Below are 18,995 nucleotides of genomic sequence, written 5' to 3'. Positions count from 1 at the left end.
AGGGGTGGGAGCAGCGCTTTTTAGCGCCGGCTCCGCAACTTTGAAGAGTCCGACCATAGATAGCCGGTTTTTAACTCTTCTCGTGAGACGGATCTCACGTGAGATAAAGGGTAAACGAGTGACAAGCGTCTGGTGAATTGAGATGTTCGTTGGTCATAACCACGAAGCGTCTTGGGGTTATATGGTCAAGCCGCACGGCGCATTAGTACGCGTTAGCTCAATGCATTGCTGCACTTCCACATCGCGCCTATCAACCACCTAGTCTTGATGGTGCCTTAAGGAGACTCGAAGTCTCGGGAGATCTCATCTTGGGGCGTGCTTCCCGCTTAGATGCTTTCAGCGGTTATCACTTCCGTTCGTAGCTACCGGGCAATGCCATGGGCATGACAACCCGAACACCAGCGGAACGTCCACTCCGGTCCTCTCGTACTAGGAGCAGCCCCCCTCAAATCTCCAACGCCCACGACAGATAGGGACCGAACTGTCTCACGACGTTCTGAACCCAGCTCGCGTACCACTTTAAATGGCGAACAGCCATACCCTTGGGACCGGCTACAGCCCCAGGATGTGATGAGCCGACATCGAGGTGCCAAACACCGCCGTCGATATGAACTCTTGGGCGGTATCAGCCTGTTATCCCCGGAGTACCTTTTATCCGTTGAGCGATGGCCCTTCCATACAGAACCACCGGATCACTAAGACCTACTTTCGTACCTGCTTGATCCGTCGATCTTGCAGTCAAGCACGCTTATGCCTTTGCACACAGTGCGCGATGTCCGACCGCGCTGAGCGTACCTTCGTGCTCCTCCGTTACGCTTTGGGAGGAGACCGCCCCAGTCAAACTACCCACCATACACGGTCCCCGATCCGGATTACGGACCTAGGTTAGAACGTCAAGCACTTCAGGGTGGTATTTCAAGGTTGGCTCCACCGAAACTAGCGTCTCGGTTTCATAGCCTCCCACCTATCCTACACAGAAGAACTCAACGTTCAGTGTAAAGCTATAGTAAAGGTTCACGGGGTCTTTCCGTCTTGCCGCGGGAACGCTGCATCTTCACAGCGATTTCAATTTCACTGAGTCTCGGGTGGAGACAGCGCCGCTGTCGTTACGCCATTCGTGCAGGTCGGAACTTACCCGACAAGGAATTTCGCTACCTTAGGACCGTTATAGTTACGGCCGCCGTTTACTGGGGCTTCGATCAAGAGCTTCGCCTTGCGGCTGACCCCATCAATTAACCTTCCAGCACCGGGCAGGCGTCACACCCTATACGTCCACTTTCGTGTTTGCAGAGTGCTGTGTTTTTGATAAACAGTCGCAGCGGCCAGGTTACTGCGACCCGCTAGTGCTCAGTCACGCATGTGACCACACCGGCGGGCGCACCTTCTCCCGAAGTTACGGTGCCATTTTGCCTAGTTCCTTCACCCGAGTTCTCTCAAGCGCCTTGGGATTCTCACCCTGCCTACCAGTGTCGGTTTACGGTACGGTTTGCTGTAGCTGAAGCTTAGTGGCTTTTCCTGGAAGCGTGGTCTCAGTCACTTCGCCCTAAGGGCTCGTCTCGGTGCTCGGCGTATGTGATCCCGGATTTGCCTAAGATCACCGCCTACCGCCTTTCCCCCGGACAACCAACGCCGGGTAGACCTAACCTTCTCCGTCCCCACATCGCACTACAGTCAAGTGCTGGAATATTAACCAGCTTCCCATCGACTACGCATTTCTGCCTCGCCTTAGGGGCCGACTCACCCTGCGCCGATGAACGTTGCGCGAGGAAACCTTGGGCTTTCGGCGTGCGGGCTTTTCACCCGCATTATCGTTACTCATGTCAGCATTCGCACTTCCGATACCTCCAGCAAGCTTCTCAACTCACCTTCACAGGCTTACGGAACGCTCCTCTACCGCGCACACAAAGTGTGCACCCCGAGCTTCGGTGTATCGCTTAGCCCCGTTAAATCTTCCGCGCAGACCGACTCGACCAGTGAGCTATTACGCTTTCTTTAAAGGGTGGCTGCTTCTAAGCCAACCTCCTGGCTGTCTATGCCTTTCCACATCGTTTTCCACTTAGCGATAACTTGGGGACCTTAGCTGCGGGTCTGGGTTGTTTCCCTTTTCACGACGGACGTTAGCACCCGCCGTGTGTCTCCCGTACATTCTGTCCTGGTATTCGGAGTTTGCCATGGTTTACTAAGTCGCAATGACCCGCTAGCCATAACAGTGCTCTACCCCCAGGAAGATTCATACGAGGCGCTACCTAAATAGCTTTCGAGGAGAACCAGCTATCTCCGAGTTTGTTTAGCCTTTCACTCCTATCCACAGCTCATCCCCATCTATTGCAACAGATGTGGGTTCGGTCCTCCAGTGCGTGTTACCGCACCTTCAACCTGGCCATGGATAGATCACTCGGTTTCGGGTCTACTGCCAGAGACTATGCGCCCTATTCAGACTCGGTTTCCCTTCGCCTCCCCTATACGGTTAAGCTTGCCACTGACAGTAAGTCGCTGACCCATTATACAAAAGGTACGCAGTCACCCTTGCGGGCTTCCACTGCTTGTACGTATACGGTTTCAGGGTCTATTTCACTCCCCTCTCCGGGGTTCTTTTCGCCTTTCCCTCACGGTACTTGTTCGCTATCGGTCAGTCAGGAGTATTTAGCCTTGGAGGATGGTCCCCCCATGTTCAGACAAGGTTTCTCGTGCCTCGCCTTACTCAATTTCACACAATGTGCGTTTTCGCCTACGGGGCTATCACCCGCTATGGCCGGCCTTTCCAAACCGTTCGACTAACACATACTGTGCTTTTGGGCTGCTCCCCGTTCGCTCGTCGCTACTCAGGGAATCTCGGTTGATTTCTTTTCCTCCGGGTACTTAGATATTTCAGTTCCCCGGGTTCGCTTCGCTCAGCTATGTATTCACTGAGCGATACTCCTTACGGAGTGGGTTTCCCCATTCGGACATTGCCGGATCAAAGCTTGTTGCCAGCTCCCCGACACTTTTCGCAGGCTGCCACGTCCTTCATCGCCTCTGACTGCCAAGGCATCCACCGTATACGCTTGGTCGCTTGACCATATAACCCCAAATCGCCTCGCGGCCATTCGTTGTCATATACCCAAACAACGCATTCGTCGTTTGCCTCAACGACACATCTCGGTTTGGTTCAAACCAAGACGCTTGTCACTCGTTTACGTTTTCAAAGAACACGACGCTGGCCTCAACGCCAGTTCGCTTCAAAATCTTTTGTATGCGCTACACATCCGCTTACCGTTAAAACTGGTGGAGCCAGTCGGGATCGAACCGACGACCCCCTGCTTGCAAAGCAGGTGCTCTCCCAGCTGAGCTATGGCCCCGTAAGTCCGGGTCGGCATCCCAAATAATGGTGGGTCTAGGTGGACTCGAACCACCGGCCTCACCCTTATCAGGGGTGCGCTCTAACCACCTGAGCTACAGACCCATAAAGCTTCAGGCCCCGCTCCTTGCGGAGCAGGCCTCTCACGCCGTCGGCGTGCGGATGTGCAGGTGTCTTGTGTGGACGTCTTGCGGCAGCGGTGCTGTCGCTCTCGAAAGGAGGTGATCCAGCCGCACCTTCCGATACGGCTACCTTGTTACGACTTCACCCCAGTCATGAACCACTCCGTGGTCGTCGCCCTCCTTGCGGTTAGGCTAACGGCTTCTGGAGCAACTCACTCCCATGGTGTGACGGGCGGTGTGTACAAGGCCCGGGAACGTATTCACCGCGACATAGCTGATTCGCGATTACTAGCGATTCCGACTTCACGAAGTCGAGTTGCAGACTTCGATCCGGACTGGGATCGGCTTTCTGGGATTGGCTCCACCTCGCGGTCTCGCAACCCTCTGTACCGACCATTGTAGTACGTGTGTAGCCCTGGCCGTAAGGGCCATGATGACTTGACGTCATCCCCACCTTCCTCCGGTTTGTCACCGGCAGTCTCCTTAGAGTTCCCACCTTTACGTGCTGGCAACTAAGGACAAGGGTTGCGCTCGTTGCGGGACTTAACCCAACATCTCACGACACGAGCTGACGACAGCCATGCAGCACCTGTGTTCGCATTCCCGAAGGCACTTCCGCATCTCTGCAGAATTTGCGACATGTCAAGGCCAGGTAAGGTTCTTCGCGTTGCATCGAATTAAACCACATACTCCACCGCTTGTGCGGGCCCCCGTCAATTCCTTTGAGTTTCAGTCTTGCGACCGTACTCCCCAGGCGGCGAACTTAACGCGTTAGCTTCGACACTGATCTCCGAGTTGAGACCAACATCCAGTTCGCATCGTTTAGGGCGTGGACTACCAGGGTATCTAATCCTGTTTGCTCCCCACGCTTTCGTGCCTCAGCGTCAGTGTTGTCCCAGATGGCCGCCTTCGCCACTGATGTTCCTCCCGATCTCTACGCATTTCACCGCTACACCGGGAATTCCACCATCCTCTGACACACTCTAGCTTCCCAGTATCCACTGCCATTCCCAGGTTGAGCCCGGGGATTTCACAGCAGACTTAAGAAACCGCCTACGCACGCTTTACGCCCAGTAATTCCGATTAACGCTTGCACCCTTCGTATTACCGCGGCTGCTGGCACGAAGTTAGCCGGTGCTTATTCCTCAGGTACCGTCAGCCCCACCGGGTATTAGCCGGTAGTATTTCGCTCCTGATAAAAGTGCTTTACAACCCGAAGGCCTTCTTCACACACGCGGCATTGCTGGATCAGGCTTGCGCCCATTGTCCAATATTCCCCACTGCTGCCTCCCGTAGGAGTCTGGGCCGTGTCTCAGTCCCAGTGTGGCTGATCATCCTCTCAGACCAGCTATCGATCGTCGCCTTGGTGAGCCATTACCTCACCAACTAGCTAATCGAACATCGGTCCATCCAACCGCGCGAGGTCCGAAGATCCCCCGCTTTCTCCCGTAGGACGTATGCGGTATTAGCGTAAGTTTCCCTACGTTATCCCCCACGTCTGGGCAGGTCCCGATGTATTCCTCACCCGTCCGCCACTCGCCACCCATGGTATTGCTACCACTGTGCTGCCGTTCGACTTGCATGTGTTAGGCATGCCGCCAGCGTTCAATCTGAGCCAGGATCAAACTCTTCACTTAAGTTTTCGATCATCCGAAGACGATCTATCTTTCCGAAGCGTTTACCCTAACCTTAAAACGTCAAGCTTTTGAATTGACTCTTTGGTTAGACGCTTGCAATACATGGACAGTCATCCATCTACCGCAAGGCGCCCACACAAGTCACCTGCGCATACTGTCAAAGATCAATCACTTGCAACCGACTCTTGTCGATCGCCCCAAGACCTTTCGTCCCGGGTGAGCCGCCCATTCTACATCCCTTCACGCTTCCGTCAACACCCAAAATCGAAGAAGTTGTCGGTAGATTTTTCAGGGAACCTCCGCGAAGGGCTGTCTCGTCGGAGGGGTTGAGACTATAGCGCCAGCCAACGATTCTGTGAAGGGGCGAAAGCGCGTTCCGTGCGAAATTTTCGCAAATAGCCGACGTCGACGAAGAACGTGAGAATCGCCAGCGGCAATGATCACGCCAGCATGGGAAGCAGAAAGGCAGTCCGGACCGGCGCAGGTGATACCTGAACCGGCCAGCTTCAAGGCTTCAGACAACCATCATTGATCAGGAATTACTTCGGCGCCACGAGCACACAGTCAGGCGCCCTGGTGTATGCATTCGGCTGCGACTGGCCGGCTTCGTGCGCGGGCACCAGGCCGACGCGGTAGGGAATCAGGGCCTCGGGACGCATCTTTTCCAGCGCGTCCCAGTCGTCTTCGAAGGGAATGAATTGCTGCATGGCCGTTCCTCGGGGATGGGGTTTCGCACGAGGAACATTCCAGCAGAGGGAAAAGCCGGCGCGCTGGCGAAATCGGGCGATTTGCGGGCGCCGCAGGGCGAATCAATCGATTTCGATCATTTCGAAATCGTCTTTGGTCGCGCCGCAGTCTGGGCACGTCCAGGTATCGGGCACATCCTCCCAACGCGTGCCGGGCTCGATGCCTTCCTCCGGCAACCCCTGGGTTTCGTCGTAAATGAAGCCGCAAACCACGCACATCCATTTGCGCAGGGTGGTGTCGGTGGACGTTTGGTTCATAAAGACTCGCCGGATCAGAGTGAATAGCGCATTCTCGCAACTCCTCCGTCGATGCGAAAGCGGCTACACGGACCTTCGCGTGCGCATGGAGACAGAACGGCACATCCGGCTCGCATGGCTGGCGGCAAGCGGGCTTCGTCCGGACAATGGCGCATTCCCCGTGCCTACCGCGGCCTGTTTTCCCCTTCGAATCGAGTTGTTGCCATGACCAACCATGAACTATTCCAGCGCGCGCGAAAGCTGCTGCCCGGTGGTGTGAATTCCCCGGTGCGCGCCTTCAAATCCGTCGGCGGCGAGCCCTTTTTCACCGCTCGTGCCGACGGTGCCTATCTGTGGGACGTGGAAGGCAAGCGTTATATCGACTATGTCGGCTCCTGGGGACCGATGATCGCGGGACACAACCATCCCAAAGTGCGCGAAGCCGTGGAGCGCGCAGTGCGCGATGGCTTGTCGTTCGGCACGCCCTGCCCCGGCGAGGTGGTGATGGCGGAAACCATCACACGCCTGGTGCCATCGATGGAGATGGTGCGCATGGTGAACTCCGGCACCGAGGCAACCATGTCAGCGATCCGCCTTGCGCGCGGTGCCACAGGTCGCAGCAAGATCGTGAAGTTCGAAGGCTGTTACCACGGCCATGGCGACAGCTTCCTGGTGAAGGCCGGTTCTGGCGCGCTGACCTTCGGCGTGCCCACTTCGCCCGGCGTGCCAGCGGCGAACGCCGATCTCACGCTGCCGCTGCCGTATAACGACTTGCATGCCGCCGAGCTGCTGTTTGCGGAGCACGGCAGCGGTATCGCCGGACTGATCATCGAGCCGGTCGCCGGCAACATGAACTGCATCCCCCCGCAGGAAGGTTATCTGCAAGGGTTGCGCAGGCTGTGCACGCGCCATGGCACGTTGTTGATCTTCGACGAAGTGATGACGGGTTTTCGCGTCGCACTCGGTGGCGCGCAAGCTTTGTATGGCGTGAAACCAGATCTGAGCACCTTCGGCAAGATCATCGGTGGCGGCATGCCAGTTGGCGCTTACGGCGGGCGCCGCGAGCTGATGGAGCAGATTGCACCGGCGGGCCCGATCTACCAAGCTGGCACCTTGAGCGGAAACCCGGTCGCCATGGCTGCCGGCCTGGCCATGTTGGAACTGGTGCAGGCGCCCGGCTTCTACGAAACGCTGGCTGCACGCACGCGCCTGCTGACCGACGGATTGCAGGCCGTGGCCGATGGTGAAGGCGTTCCTTTCAGCACGAACCGGGTGGGCGGCATGTTCGGTCTGTTCTTCACGCATGAAAAAGTGAGCAGTTACGCGCACGCCACGGCGGCCGATACGGCGATGTTCAACCGCTTCTTCCAGGGCATGCTTGAACGCGGCATCTTTCTCGCGCCCAGCGCCTTCGAAGCGGGCTTCCTCTCCTCCGCGCACAGCGACGACGACATTGCGGAAACGCTGGACGCCGCCCGCGCCACCATGCGCCTGGCAAGAGCCGGCTGATCGCCATGCGCTCACGCTCGCCATTCACCGATCAATTCGGCCCCGCGGGGGACGGATGGCGAGCACGCTGGTTCCACATCATTTTCGGTCACGAGGATGCAGCCGGGCGCCGCTTCGATGTGCTGCTTATCATCGCCATCCTGGGCAGCATTACGGTGGCGATGCTCGACACCGTAGCATCGGCGCATGCGCAGTACGGCGCATTCTTCTATGTGCTGGAATGGACGTTCACGCTGGCCTTCACGATCGAATACATCATGCGCATCGTGGTGATCGATCGCCCATGGCGATACGCGCGCAGCTTCTTCGGCATTGTCGACCTGCTTGCCGTGTTACCCACCTGGATCAGCCTGATCGCGGTGGGCAGCCAGTATCTGCTGGTCGTGCGCGCGCTGCGCATTTTGCGCATCTTCCGCATTCTCAAGCTCACCCGTTATGTGGGCGAAGCGGATCTGCTGTGGTTCACGCTGGTGCGCGCACGTCGCAAGGTGTTGGTGTTCTTCAGTGCCATTCTTACCCTGGTGCTGATTTTCGGCGCACTGATGTACCTGATCGAAGGGCCAGAAGACGGCTTCACTTCCATTCCCACGTCGATGTACTGGGCAATCGTCACCATGACCACGGTGGGCTTCGGTGACATCACGCCGAAAACCACGCTGGGCAAACTGCTGACCTCGCTGATCATCCTGATCGGCTACAGCATCATTGCCGTGCCCACCGGCATTTTTACCGCGGAACTGGCTGCCGGCATGCGCGCGCGACGCAAGCGCGTGGCATGCACTCATTGCGGGCAGACCGAACACGAAGACGACGCGGATTACTGTCGACTGTGCGGCACGGAATTGCCCGCATCTGAAAAATAGGAACGGAAGCACGCTTCCGTTCTGTGGCTGTTACCAGCTTCCCACGTTCGGCATTGACGCCCATGGCTCGCGCGGCGGCAGATGACCATCCTGCAGCAGTTCGATAGAAATCAGATCCGGCGAGCGCACGAAAGCCATGTGTCCATCGCGCGGTGGGCGGCTGATGGTGTAACCCATCGATTGCAGATGCTCGCAGACGGCATAGATGTCTTGCACCTGGAAGGCGAGATGGCCGAAGTTGCGCGCAGAGCTGTAATCCTCTTCCGAGCCCCAGTTATGGGTCAGCTCGACCTCCGCTTCGGGGCTTTCCGGCGCAGCCAGATAGACCAGCGTGTACTTGCCCTGCGGCACGTCCATGCGTCGCACTTGCTTCAAGCCAAGCCCTTCGCAGTAGAAGCGCAGCGAGGCGTCGAGGTCGCGCACGCGGACCATGCTGTGGAGGTATTTCATGATGATGCTTCCTGATTCGTAGACGTCATGCTTGCCCAACGAACGCGCGCAACGCAGCGCGTAGTCGGGACAAGCCCTCGGACAAATCTTCGTCGGAGATGTTCAACGGCGGCACGAAGCGCAACACGTCCGGCCCTGCCTGCAACACCAACAGGCCATGCGCCGCGGCCACATCGAGCACATTGCCCGCCTTGCCTCGATAGGCGTCGGTCAGCACCGCGCCCAGCATCAGCCCGCGTCCGCGCACGTCGGAAAACACACCCAGTTCCGTGCCGATCGACATCAGCGCTTCGCGCAACATAGCGGACTGACGCTGCACATTGGCTAGCAATTCGGCCGAAGACAACTTGCGCAGCGCGACGCGCGCCACCGCAGCCGCCATGGGATTACCGCCGAAAGTGGTGCCGTGCGCGCCGAACTGCATTACTTGCGCCACCTTCGGGCCAGCCAACATGGCGCCAATCGGGAAGCCGCAGCCCAGCGCTTTGGCAAGCGTCACGATATCCGGCGTCACGCCATCTTGTGTGTGCGCGAACAGCGTACCGGTGCGACCCATGCCGCATTGAATCTCGTCCAGCACCAACAGCGCATCATGCGCATCACACAGCTCGCGTACGCGCTTCAGGTAACCGGGCGCCGCCGGTAGCACGCCGCCTTCGCCCTGTACCGGCTCCAGCATCACGGCTGCGACGTCGCCTGCAGCAAAGGCGGTTTCCAGCGCGGCGGCATCATTGAAGTCGAGATAACGGAAGCCACCCGGCAGCGGCTCGTAGCCTTCCTGGTATTTCGGTTGCGCGGTGGCGGTTACCGTGGCCAGGGTGCGACCGTGGAACGAACCACGGAACGTGATGATCACGCGCTTTTCCGCCGGCCTGCCCTGCGCAGCCGCCCATTTGCGCACCAGCTTGATCGCCGCTTCGTTCGCTTCCGCGCCCGAATTACACAGGAACACGCGTTCGGCGAAGCCGGAGGCATCTACCAACTCCTGCGCCAAATGCAACGGCGGCTCGGTGTAGAACACATTGCTGCTGTGCCAGAGCTTATGGGCTTGCTCGGTCAGCGCGGCAAGCAAATCCGGATCCTGGTGTCCTAGCGCATTCACCGCGATGCCCGCGCCGAAATCGACGTAGTCGCGCTGCTCGGTATCCCACACACGTGCGCCCTTGCCTCGGTCGAGCACCAGCTCGCGCGGCTTGTAGACGGGTAACCAATAGCGCTTACCTAGATCGACGAGAGACGACACCGAAGACTCCTGTGGTGAATACATGCACGGCTCCCGGCTTGGCCGCGGCCAGGCCGAAAGGCAACGCGTGAAAACGGGGAACCTGCATCCTAGCCAGCAAGCGTCCCCCTGCCAACATACGCAGGCGTTGTTCACCTCGACACGATATGTATCAGTGCTGTTACACCCAGCTGAAAAGCGCTTCATGACGCCATTCGCCGCGATGCAGCCAGCCGGCGCCCTGTAACAGCCGTGCACAGGCGGGTGTATGCCTGTATCCGCCGAATTTGCGCGACCACCTTCATTTTGCTGAGTTTTTTGCTGCTGGCACAGGACTTGCCCTCTCTACATCAGAGGGGACTTGGAGGGGAGGCTCGCCCATGGACAGTGCACGTAAACAGTCGTATCGACACACCGACATCCGCATCGCCATGACGTGCGTGGGTCTGATTGCGCTGCTGTTGCCCGCGCTTTCCTTCGCCGATGGCGCCCGTGTGGCGCAAAAGGCCAAGCCGGGCGAAATCGTGCTAATCCGCAACGTAGCCGCGCGCCCCGCCGACCGACCGCCGACCGCGCCGGGTATGGCCCTGATGGTCAGTGGGTCGCCCAACCCGCAACTCGTCAACACACTCACCGGCAGCCATGGCGCCGGCGAAATCACCGATGCAGAGATCGCTGACGTCAATGCTGGACCTGCCGCCGCGGGCATCCCGATTCAAAACGGCGTGCAGCGCTCGCTCAACGCCGCGCTCGGCACGAACACCGGCGGCAACAGCGCCGGTGCCGTGAGCAGCAACGGTATGAGCAATACCTTGAGCGCACCGACGGCAGGTGGGGCTGTAGCGGACAGCACGCGCAACATTGGCGATCAGGTCACCGGCGCCTTGTCGCAGATTCCCATGCTGAGCGCAGGCCACTGACGCCATGAATCGCCTATCCCATCGTTTGGTGTGGTGCGCGGCCCTTATCGGGTTCGCCGTGGTTGTGCAGACGCCCGCCTTCGCGCAAGCGACGAATGGCGACAGCTATGACGCGATGCTCAGCTATCTCGATGCCAACACCATCAGCGGACACGTCGCACAAGGTGTGCAGGGCATCAGCTCCGTGAACACCGCCGCAGGCGACGCCAACGTGCAGGCGAACCTGCATGCGTTCGCACTGGGCGGCCACTCCCTGGCGCTGTTGCAGGCACGGCAGCGCACGCAAAACAAGGCGGCAGATGCGCCGCTGGATGCCAGCGCCAGCATTGGCGGGCACGCCTATGACAACGGGCACGGCATCGCATCGATCAATCAGGTCAGCGGCAACGGCAACGCTCAGCTCAACGGCGTTGTTGCGCAGCTGGCCAGTCAAGGCATACGCGAGGCGACGGACGGCTCCCTGTCGGCCACCGTCTCTGCGTCGGCAAGGGGGCAGACACCTACAAATCCACATGCACAGGCTGGCGGCACACGGAGCGTGGCAGTCGATCCGTCAGCAATGGAAGGATTCAACGGTGTGATGCAACTCAACCAAGTCGCGGGATCCGGCAACGCATCGGACAACTTGCTCCTGATGTCCGCGCCGGCATCTTCGCATTGATAACCCGTAATACCAGTCATTTAGAGAGGACATCATGAACATCAATCTGAGAAGGACTTTGATCGCACTGGCAGTGGTTAGCATGTTCGGCGTAGCCCAGGCTTACGCCCATGACGACGGCGGCAGCAGCGTGAAGATCAGCAAGAAAGTGTCGCTGAAATCGGACATCAGCATCAGCGGCGATCCGCGCGTGAACGGAGAGATCGACGTCAACGCCGCCGCGGTCGCGCTGTCGAACGGCACGCAGTCATCGTTCTGGAACAGCGTTAGCAACAGTGGCGAAGTCGTCAACAGCGCCAGCATCAGCGGCAATGTGGGCAACGGCGTTTCGGGCAACATCGGCGTGAACCAGGCTTCGGGCGATTTGAACGCACAGGGCAACCAGGCAGCGATCGCGGCAGCAGGAAGCTCGACGAGCGACGCCGGCTTTACCTTCAACTGCGACCACAACGGTGGTTGCGGTGGCGATCCGGGCTCCTCGGCCGGCAGCATGGCTGATGCGGAAACCTTCGCCACGCAATCGAGCGCGTTCAGCCGCACGTACAACCACGGCACCACCAACAGCGCGAGCGCCAGCGGCCATGCGTTCGAGAACGCCTCTGGCAACGTAGGCGTGAACCAGGCAGCCGGCGATGGCAACGAACAGTTGAACCAGCTCTCGGCCGCCACTGCGCAGAACGTCGACTACGCCGTCGCCACGTCGACACTCGACCAGGAATGGTCCGGCAACCGCGTGGACAACGATCCGGGCTCGCTCGGCTGGTGCAGCTATCCGGTCAACACCAGCAACAACGCTTCGCTGTCGGGCCATGTGCTCGCCAACGCGAGCGGCAACATCGGCCTGAACCAGGCGGCCGGCACGGGCAACATGCAGAGCAACAGCCTCGCCATGGGTGTTTCCAACCCGTAATGGCGTAGCGGAAGAACGTACCGTCGCAAGACGGCAACGAGGGCGGTAACCCGGCGACATGCCGCCGGGCACCAAGCGGAAGCCCCCGGCTCGTCCCCTGCGAGCCGGGGGCCTTCCCTTCGCAAGGACTTGGGGGAGGCTAAGGACATGCGATCTGCATTCTCAACGTTGGCAGGGTGGTTCGCATTGGTCGCGATCTCTCTAAGCGCGCACGCCTATGCTGGCGACGTGAGCTTCGCCGGCGTGCTGCCCAATGGCGCGCAGTACAGCACGCATGTCAACAGCATGCAGGAGCTGCACTTTGCAAACATCGTGCGCCAGCACACCGATTACAGCTGCGGCGCCGCAGCGCTAGCGACGATCTTGCGCTACGGCTATCACCTGGACGTAGACGAGAACGTCATCATCGACGGCATGATGGGCCTGTCTGATTCCACGCTGGTCCAGCAGCGCGGCTTTTCCATGCTCGACATCAAACACTACGTGGAAGCGCTCGGCATGCGCGGCCGCGGCTATCGCGTTGACGTCGCACGCCTGCGTTCGCTGCGCGTGCCGGTCATCGTACTGATGGACCTACGCGGTTATCGGCATTTCGTCGTGCTCAAGCAGGTGCATGACGATCATGTGGAGCTAGCTGATCCGATGCTCGGCAACCGCACCATGCTGCTGGATGATTTCATGAAGGCATGGCCTTCGCACGTGCTGTTCGTAGTCATCGGCAGCGATTTCGACCGCCACACCGTGTTGCTGCAGCCGGTCGACAAGCCCAGCGCTCGCAATTTGTTCGCTCGCCAAGGTGGCGTCATCACCGACGCCGAACTACTCGACTTCGGCTTTACGCACGCAGATTTTTTCTAAGGGTCTTGCCATGGATAAGCGCTCACTCCTTTTCTCCGTATTGGCACTAGCGATCGCCTGCCACTGCGGCACCACGCTCGCGGCGGAAGCCGGCGATCACCGCGTAGCCACCGGCATCCACGAAGTAGCCGATCAGGAATTGGCTGGCATGCGTGGTCGCTACATCGTCGGCGACAACACCGTGTTGTGGTTCGGCGTGGAGATGATTTCCACCTGGCAGACCAGCAACGGCCAGACACTGCAGAGCGCGCTGACGCTGGGATTGAACTTCAGCAAGAATCCGAACCAGCCGCAGGTGACCTTCGTACCTACGGTCACCATCACCACGCTGAGCAACGCGCTGCCGACGGCTACGCTCCCGTCCAGCGTGAACCGCAGCGTGCAGAGTGGTGGACTCGCCAATGTCGGGGGACTCACGCAAAGCGTGCAGATCGCCGGTGACGGCAATGCCGCGAGCAACGTCACCAGCTTGAGCATCCAGAACAATGGCAAAGTGCCTGGGCAATCCTCGACCAGCAGCAACACACCGGCGTCGACACCATCCCAGCCCGATGCGCTATCCGGCGATGCCAACAGCACGGCATCCACCGCAAGCATTGCAACCAACGGACCGACGGTGAACACCCGTTCGTCGACAACCACTGCGACCGCCACGCCGACAACCGCGAACACCACCACGCCAACCGTCGCCACGACAACCGGAACAGGCACGCCTGACGGCCGCGTCGCGAGCGCCGGCAATGCGTCGGCCTCAGCCACGTATTCGGGTAACAGCGCGCAGGTGAACCTCTCCGTCAGCGGCCAGGGTTCGGTGTCGCAGTGGATCCGCCCTGGCAGCATAGGCCAGACCATCGCACTGACCGCCGACAATCAGGCGGTAACCAACCAGATGATCGTGAGCATGGTGACGCAATCCATCAATGCGACCACTTCGCAGCTCGCGCACGGTCTGGCGCAGTCGCTCAACATGAATCGCTCCAACCACTGAGCGCGTCCTAGCCCTACGCGCTCTTCCATCAACAGGGGATACCGTCATGCGCAAGACAATCCTGGCCACTGCGGTGGCGTGCAGTTGCGTTTCCTTTTTCGCGAGTTTCAGCACGTTCGGACAGGACGCTCCGGCCAACACTGCAGCGGTCGCCACCGCGCAAGATCACGCCGACGTACAGGAGCTGGTCCGCCAACTGCAGATGCTGAAGGTGAATTACGCGCAAGAAGTACGCAAACTTCGTGCACTGGACATGCAAGTGCAGGCGCTGCAGGCACGACTGACCGGTAAGACCACGCCAAATCCGATCCCGGCGGAAGTCGCCAGCACCGAGGCCACATCTGGCGCCGCCAATACGGCCAACGCCGGCGCAGTAGAAAGCACGCAGGCTGCATCCACGACGCAGAGCGCACAGGCAAGCACGTCCGCTCAGACGCGCTCTGTCCAGGACGTGTTGGAGCAACAGCAGAACGCGGTATTCAATCGCAAATTCACGTTCGAGAACGATCTCACCTACAACCACTACGATCGCGCCGAATTGACGCTCAACGGCTTTCTCGCGCTGAATTCGATCTTCCTTGGCAATATCGCGATCGACCGGGTGAACTCCGACTCGCTGACGTACGACATGATCGGTCGTTACGCGATCACACCGCGGTTCAGCGTGAATCTCGACATTCCCTATGTCGGACGCAACACCGATTATCAGCAGGGCGGCGCCGGCGGATCGGCGGCGGCGCTGGATGAGCACACGTCCACCGGCAGGGGATTGGGCGACGTAAACTTCTCCGTCAACTACAAGATTCTCACCGAGACACCAGGCCGTCCCGACACGGTGCTCACCTTGGGCGTCACCGCGCCGACTGGGCGCGCGCCGTACGGCATCAAATGGGTGAACGTTGCGCCGAACTCGCAATACGAGCAGTTCGCGGTGCCAACCAAACAACCGACGGGCAACGGCCTGTGGCAGGCGACGCTGGGAGCTTCCTTTGTAAAGACGATGGACCCGGCGATCGTGTTCGGCAACATCGGCTACATCCATTCTTTCGAGCGCAGCTTCAACGACATCGACACCGATCCGCAGATCAACACGCCGGGCAGCGTACGTCTGGCTGACGTGTTCTATTACGGCGCCGGCCTTGCCTTCGCGTTCAACGATCGCAGCAGCCTGAGTCTATCCTTCAGCGATCGCATCAACGGCAAGGATTCACTGCGCCAAAGCAACGGGCCGTGGACCAAGATCATCGGCAGCCAGGCGAATGCGGCGACGTTGAATTTCGGCTTCACCTATGCGCTCAACCCGCATACTACGTTCGTGACGGTGCTCGGCATGGGCATGACGCCCGATGCGCCGAACTTCACGTTGACGTTCAAGGTGCCTTATATGTTCTGATGGTGCCGAGCGCTCTTGCGGAAGTAGCCTCGCAACAGTGACCTCCCGCCGCATTCCTCTCCCCATCTTCAATCAAAGATGGGGATAAGGAGTCGTGGCATTAATGGAGATCTTCAAGCACCAATTGGTGCTTCTTGCACAGCCGATAGATCGTCACGCGCGACACCTTCAAGCGTCGCGCGCACTCGCTGATGTTGAAACGTGTCTCGCGCAGGCACGCCATCACTGCATCGCGCTCGGCCGAGGTACGCGTCAGGCCGAGGCTGGAATGCCCTGCCCTTGGCGCGACCACGTCTTCCAGATCCAGATCGGCCACGCTGATCTGCGCGCCTTCCGCCACCACCGCGGCGCGCTGCACGCGATTGAGCAGTTCGCGCACGTTGCCCGGCCAGGAGAAGTCGCGTAGCGCTTTGCGCGCCAGCGCGCTGAAGGTTCGTGCATGGCAGTCGTGCTGCTTGCGGAAGCTGTCGAGGAAGATCTGCGCCAGTTGCAGCACGTCATCAGCACGCTCACGCAAGGCGGGCATGCGCAGACGCAGCACATTGAGGCGATAGTACAGATCCTCGCGGAAGCGGCCTTGCGCCACCGCTTTTTCCAGGTCCACATGGGTGGCGGCGAGCACGCGCACGTCGAGCTTAATCGATTGGGTGGAACCCACACGTTCCAGCGTGCCTTCCTGCAGCAAGCGCAAAAGACTGATCTGCGCATCCGGCGGAAGATCGCCGACTTCATCCAAAAACACCGTTCCGCCCGCAGCGGCCTCAAAGTGTCCGATGCGCCGCGCATTCGCGCCGGTGAAAGAGCCGCGCTCGTGACCGAACAGTTCCGATTGCACGAGATTGGCCGGCAGCGCCCCGCAGTTGATCGCGGCAAAAGGATGCTCGCGGCGCGACGACAGTTTGTGCAAGGCACGCGCAGCCACTTCCTTGCCGGTGCCGGTTTCGCCAGTAATCAGCACCGGCAAATCCACCGGTGCATATTTGCGCAGGCTCGCCACCACCGCTGCCATTGCCGGACTGTTACCGGTGATGCCCGGCACGTCGGCGTGTGTAATTACCGGCATGGGCACATCGCCGGCAAGCTTGCCAAGCGTTTCGATCAGACGTTGCATATCGATCGGCGCGGTGAAGAAATCGATGCTGGCGCGCAGCACGCGTTCCACTTCCGGCGACTGCACCGACGTGTCGGTAGACAGTAGCGCAAGCCATGGAATACGCGGATGATCGGCCATCAAACTGGCCATGCTGCGCAAGGCCTCGACATCGGCCTGTCGCACGTCCGCCATCGCAACTACCGTGTCGCCGCGCCGGATGCCGACGCCGCCTCCCGTTGCATTCGCATCCGCTACTCGCGTATGCCAACCTGCCTGCGCCAAACGTGCTCTTTCGATACTCGTCGGCTCCCCGAACCACACCAAACAGCGGATCGACGTGTCACTCATATCGCAACGCCTCCCTCCAGGATAACTGGCCCGCGGTGCCTGTTAGATCCCTCAGCAGGCGTTGCCCCCGCACCCGTGGCCCAGCGTGTACCGAAAACTCGGTACCGTTCACGAAATATACACCCGATTCCCCTTGGGTGATCACTTTTTAATCAACCAAGACCCGGCCACCATTCCAATAAGTGGGATAGCGGTGAAGCAAAAGCATACGCGCCGAACGACGGCGGCCTGATGACAACTCGCGACGAGTTTCTAAACGAACTAGTTCAGGAACAGATCGGGCAGCAGCGACGCGCCGATTTTATGAGCGTAGCTGTCGAAATCGTGTATGCCCGCCTCGCGCAGCACATCCTCGTCGATCGCGAACCGGCCGGTGCATTGCCGTGCCGGCTGAGTCAGCAGTGCGTGGGCCGCGTCCGCGACGATTTCGGGCCGACGGCAATGCTCGGGCTTCACGCCATCGATCATCGCGATAGCTGCCGTGGCAATGACTGTGCGCGGCCACAATGCATTGACCGCAATGCCCAGCGGCGCGAACTCCGCGCTCATGCCGAGCACACACAGGCTCATGCCGTACTTGGCGATGGTGTAAGCGGTGTGCGGCGCGAACCATTTCGGATCCAGGTTCGGCGGCGGCGCCATCATCAGCACATGCGGATTGCTCGCCTTCTTCAAGTACGGCAGGCACGCCTGCGTCACCATGAAGGTGCCGCGCGTATTCACCTGATGCATCAGGTCGAAGCGTTTCATCGGCGTACCTTCGGTGTCGGCAAGCCAGATGGCGCTGGCGTTGTTGATCACGATGTCGATGCCGCCGAAGCGTTCCGCCGCTTGCGCCACGGCGGCTCGCACTTCTTCTTCTTCGCGAATATCCACTTTCAGCGCCAGCGCCTTGCCGCCAGCCGATTCCACTTCAGCCGCTGCGGTATAGATGGTGCCAGGCAGCTTGGGATTGGGTACACCGCTTTTGGCGGCAATGACGATGTTGGCACCGTCGCGCGCCGCACGCAGCGCGATGGCCAGACCAATGCCGCGCGAAGCACCCGTAATGAATAAGGTCTTTCCGGCGAGGTTGCTCATAGTGCCCTCAAGCTTTTTGGAAGCGCGGCAGGATATCGCGCAAAGTACCTAGCCGCTGCAATGGATCTGTCATCTCAAGCAATTGCTGCTGCTCCTCGCGCGTCAGCGGCAGCAATTCCGCGAGTCGAAAACCTAGCCAGCCGGCATCGTCGTAGGAGGAACGTGGCGCGTGCCGCCAATGCGGTCCCATCGTTTCAATCAAACGTTCAAGAATGGTCTGCAGCAAGGCAAATTCTACCGGCACCTGTTGCGGCACTTCCTCCGGCCACAGGTGCACGTCGCCGCGCAATAAGCCATCCGAGCGCACGCGGGTACGCATGACGCGGAAGCGACTGCCGCCTTCGGCAGCGATGCCCAGCAGCCCGTCTTCGCGATGACTGAAATCGACAATGCTGGCCAGCGTGCCGATGGCGGCAGGCCGGGCCGGCGCACCCACTTCGGCACCTTCTAGGATAAGAGAGACGCCAAAGGCCGAGCCGGTGCGCGTGCATTCGCGCACCAGGTCCAGGTAGCGCGGTTCGAAGATGCGCAGCTGCAATTGCCCACCCGGATAGAGCACGGTACCGAGCGGGAACAGGGGTATTTCGATGGAGGGGAGTTGGGCCGCCATGCGCCCCATCT

General features: G+C 59.7%; 15 protein-coding genes, 2 tRNA genes and 2 rRNA genes. 8 read left to right on the top strand and 11 right to left on the bottom strand.

The window, feature by feature from the left end; genetic code table 11:
• Positions 1-181: 181 nt before the first annotated feature.
• The 6 genes from ISP18_RS20595 to ISP18_RS20570 all read right to left on the bottom strand — a co-directional run bounded on the left by ISP18_RS20595 (position 182) and on the right by ISP18_RS20570 (position 6,100).
• Positions 182-3,058, bottom strand: a 23S ribosomal RNA gene (locus ISP18_RS20595).
• Positions 3,059-3,262: 204 nt separating this feature from the next.
• Positions 3,263-3,338 (bottom strand) — tRNA-Ala (locus ISP18_RS20590).
• Positions 3,339-3,365: 27 nt separating this feature from the next.
• A tRNA-Ile gene (locus ISP18_RS20585) sits at positions 3,366-3,442 on the bottom strand.
• A 109-nt stretch (positions 3,443-3,551) separates the two neighbouring features.
• A 16S ribosomal RNA gene (locus ISP18_RS20580) occupies positions 3,552-5,096 on the bottom strand.
• Together the 16S and 23S rRNA genes with 2 tRNA genes alongside form the textbook arrangement of a ribosomal RNA operon.
• Before the next feature lie 539 nt (positions 5,097-5,635).
• Positions 5,636-5,803, bottom strand: a complete 168-nt coding sequence (locus tag ISP18_RS20575) for a hypothetical protein (protein WP_380011929.1) — start codon at positions 5,801-5,803, stop codon at positions 5,636-5,638.
• Positions 5,804-5,905: 102 nt separating this feature from the next.
• On the bottom strand, positions 5,906-6,100 hold the full coding sequence (locus ISP18_RS20570; RefSeq protein ID WP_380011926.1) for a rubredoxin: 195 nt from the start codon (positions 6,098-6,100) through the stop codon (positions 5,906-5,908).
• 204 nt (positions 6,101-6,304) lie between these two features.
• Here ISP18_RS20570 and hemL point away from each other — a divergent pair, with 204 nt between their 5' ends.
• Positions 6,305-7,588, top strand: a complete 1,284-nt coding sequence (gene hemL / locus ISP18_RS20565) for a glutamate-1-semialdehyde 2,1-aminomutase (RefSeq protein WP_380011923.1) — start codon at positions 6,305-6,307, stop codon at positions 7,586-7,588.
• A gap of 5 nt (positions 7,589-7,593) precedes the next feature.
• Positions 7,594-8,451, top strand: coding sequence for an ion transporter (locus ISP18_RS20560; RefSeq protein WP_380011920.1), 858 nt, complete (start codon positions 7,594-7,596; stop codon positions 8,449-8,451).
• A 30-nt stretch (positions 8,452-8,481) separates the two neighbouring features.
• Here the strand turns inward: ISP18_RS20560 and ISP18_RS20555 are convergent, their stop codons facing one another.
• Together ISP18_RS20555 and ISP18_RS20550 are read right to left on the bottom strand one after the other, a co-directional pair.
• Positions 8,482-8,901, bottom strand: a complete 420-nt coding sequence (locus ISP18_RS20555; RefSeq protein WP_380011917.1) for a lactoylglutathione lyase — start codon at positions 8,899-8,901, stop codon at positions 8,482-8,484.
• A gap of 25 nt (positions 8,902-8,926) precedes the next feature.
• Positions 8,927-10,168, bottom strand: a complete 1,242-nt coding sequence (locus ISP18_RS20550; RefSeq protein ID WP_380011914.1) for an acetylornithine transaminase — start codon at positions 10,166-10,168, stop codon at positions 8,927-8,929.
• A 335-nt stretch (positions 10,169-10,503) separates the two neighbouring features.
• On the opposite strand from ISP18_RS20550, the gene ISP18_RS20545 reads away from it, so the two are divergent.
• From ISP18_RS20545 to ISP18_RS20520, 6 genes are all read left to right on the top strand, one after another.
• A complete protein-coding gene (locus ISP18_RS20545; RefSeq protein WP_380011911.1) occupies positions 10,504-11,043 on the top strand; it encodes a hypothetical protein in 540 nt (179 codons plus the stop codon).
• A gap of 4 nt (positions 11,044-11,047) precedes the next feature.
• A complete protein-coding gene (locus tag ISP18_RS20540; RefSeq protein WP_380011908.1) occupies positions 11,048-11,704 on the top strand; it encodes a hypothetical protein in 657 nt (218 codons plus the stop codon).
• A gap of 34 nt (positions 11,705-11,738) precedes the next feature.
• On the top strand, positions 11,739-12,614 hold the full coding sequence (locus tag ISP18_RS20535; RefSeq protein ID WP_380011905.1) for a serine-rich family protein: 876 nt from the start codon (positions 11,739-11,741) through the stop codon (positions 12,612-12,614).
• 147 nt (positions 12,615-12,761) lie between these two features.
• Positions 12,762-13,472, top strand: coding sequence for a C39 family peptidase (locus ISP18_RS20530; RefSeq protein ID WP_380011902.1), 711 nt, complete (start codon positions 12,762-12,764; stop codon positions 13,470-13,472).
• 10 nt (positions 13,473-13,482) lie between these two features.
• A complete protein-coding gene (locus tag ISP18_RS20525; protein ID WP_380011899.1) occupies positions 13,483-14,460 on the top strand; it encodes a hypothetical protein in 978 nt (325 codons plus the stop codon).
• 46 nt (positions 14,461-14,506) lie between these two features.
• A complete protein-coding gene (locus tag ISP18_RS20520) occupies positions 14,507-15,853 on the top strand; it encodes a transporter family protein (protein ID WP_380011896.1) in 1,347 nt (448 codons plus the stop codon).
• A 100-nt stretch (positions 15,854-15,953) separates the two neighbouring features.
• Here ISP18_RS20520 and ISP18_RS20515 read toward each other — a convergent pair whose 3' ends face one another.
• From ISP18_RS20515 to ISP18_RS20505, 3 genes are all read right to left on the bottom strand, one after another.
• Positions 15,954-17,294, bottom strand: coding sequence for a sigma-54 dependent transcriptional regulator (locus tag ISP18_RS20515; protein WP_380011893.1), 1,341 nt, complete (start codon positions 17,292-17,294; stop codon positions 15,954-15,956).
• Positions 17,295-17,555: 261 nt separating this feature from the next.
• Positions 17,556-18,374, bottom strand: coding sequence for an SDR family oxidoreductase (locus ISP18_RS20510; RefSeq protein ID WP_380011890.1), 819 nt, complete (start codon positions 18,372-18,374; stop codon positions 17,556-17,558).
• 7 nt (positions 18,375-18,381) lie between these two features.
• On the bottom strand, positions 18,382-18,984 hold the full coding sequence (locus tag ISP18_RS20505) for an LON peptidase substrate-binding domain-containing protein (protein ID WP_380011887.1): 603 nt from the start codon (positions 18,982-18,984) through the stop codon (positions 18,382-18,384).
• Positions 18,985-18,995 lie beyond the last annotated feature (11 nt).

This window comes from Dyella humi, assembly GCF_044904605.1.
Lineage (GTDB): Bacteria > Pseudomonadota > Gammaproteobacteria > Xanthomonadales > Rhodanobacteraceae > Dyella_B > Dyella_B humi.
Note: the sequence above shows the minus strand (reverse complement) of the source record. Positions and strands in the feature narration are given on the sequence as shown.

Coding starts and splice junctions, on each gene's coding strand:
- ISP18_RS20575 (WP_380011929.1), bottom strand. CDS start 5,803: ATGCAGCAATTCATTCCCTTCGAAGACGACTGGGACGCGCTGGAAAAG.
- ISP18_RS20570 (WP_380011926.1), bottom strand. CDS start 6,100: ATGAACCAAACGTCCACCGACACCACCCTGCGCAAATGGATGTGCGTG.
- hemL (WP_380011923.1), top strand. CDS start 6,305: ATGACCAACCATGAACTATTCCAGCGCGCGCGAAAGCTGCTGCCCGGT.
- ISP18_RS20560 (WP_380011920.1), top strand. CDS start 7,594: ATGCGCTCACGCTCGCCATTCACCGATCAATTCGGCCCCGCGGGGGAC.
- ISP18_RS20555 (WP_380011917.1), bottom strand. CDS start 8,901: ATGAAATACCTCCACAGCATGGTCCGCGTGCGCGACCTCGACGCCTCG.
- ISP18_RS20550 (WP_380011914.1), bottom strand. CDS start 10,168: ATGTATTCACCACAGGAGTCTTCGGTGTCGTCTCTCGTCGATCTAGGT.
- ISP18_RS20545 (WP_380011911.1), top strand. CDS start 10,504: ATGGACAGTGCACGTAAACAGTCGTATCGACACACCGACATCCGCATC.
- ISP18_RS20540 (WP_380011908.1), top strand. CDS start 11,048: ATGAATCGCCTATCCCATCGTTTGGTGTGGTGCGCGGCCCTTATCGGG.
- ISP18_RS20535 (WP_380011905.1), top strand. CDS start 11,739: ATGAACATCAATCTGAGAAGGACTTTGATCGCACTGGCAGTGGTTAGC.
- ISP18_RS20530 (WP_380011902.1), top strand. CDS start 12,762: ATGCGATCTGCATTCTCAACGTTGGCAGGGTGGTTCGCATTGGTCGCG.
- ISP18_RS20525 (WP_380011899.1), top strand. CDS start 13,483: ATGGATAAGCGCTCACTCCTTTTCTCCGTATTGGCACTAGCGATCGCC.
- ISP18_RS20520 (WP_380011896.1), top strand. CDS start 14,507: ATGCGCAAGACAATCCTGGCCACTGCGGTGGCGTGCAGTTGCGTTTCC.
- ISP18_RS20515 (WP_380011893.1), bottom strand. CDS start 17,294: ATGAGTGACACGTCGATCCGCTGTTTGGTGTGGTTCGGGGAGCCGACG.
- ISP18_RS20510 (WP_380011890.1), bottom strand. CDS start 18,374: ATGAGCAACCTCGCCGGAAAGACCTTATTCATTACGGGTGCTTCGCGC.
- ISP18_RS20505 (WP_380011887.1), bottom strand. CDS start 18,984: ATGGCGGCCCAACTCCCCTCCATCGAAATACCCCTGTTCCCGCTCGGT.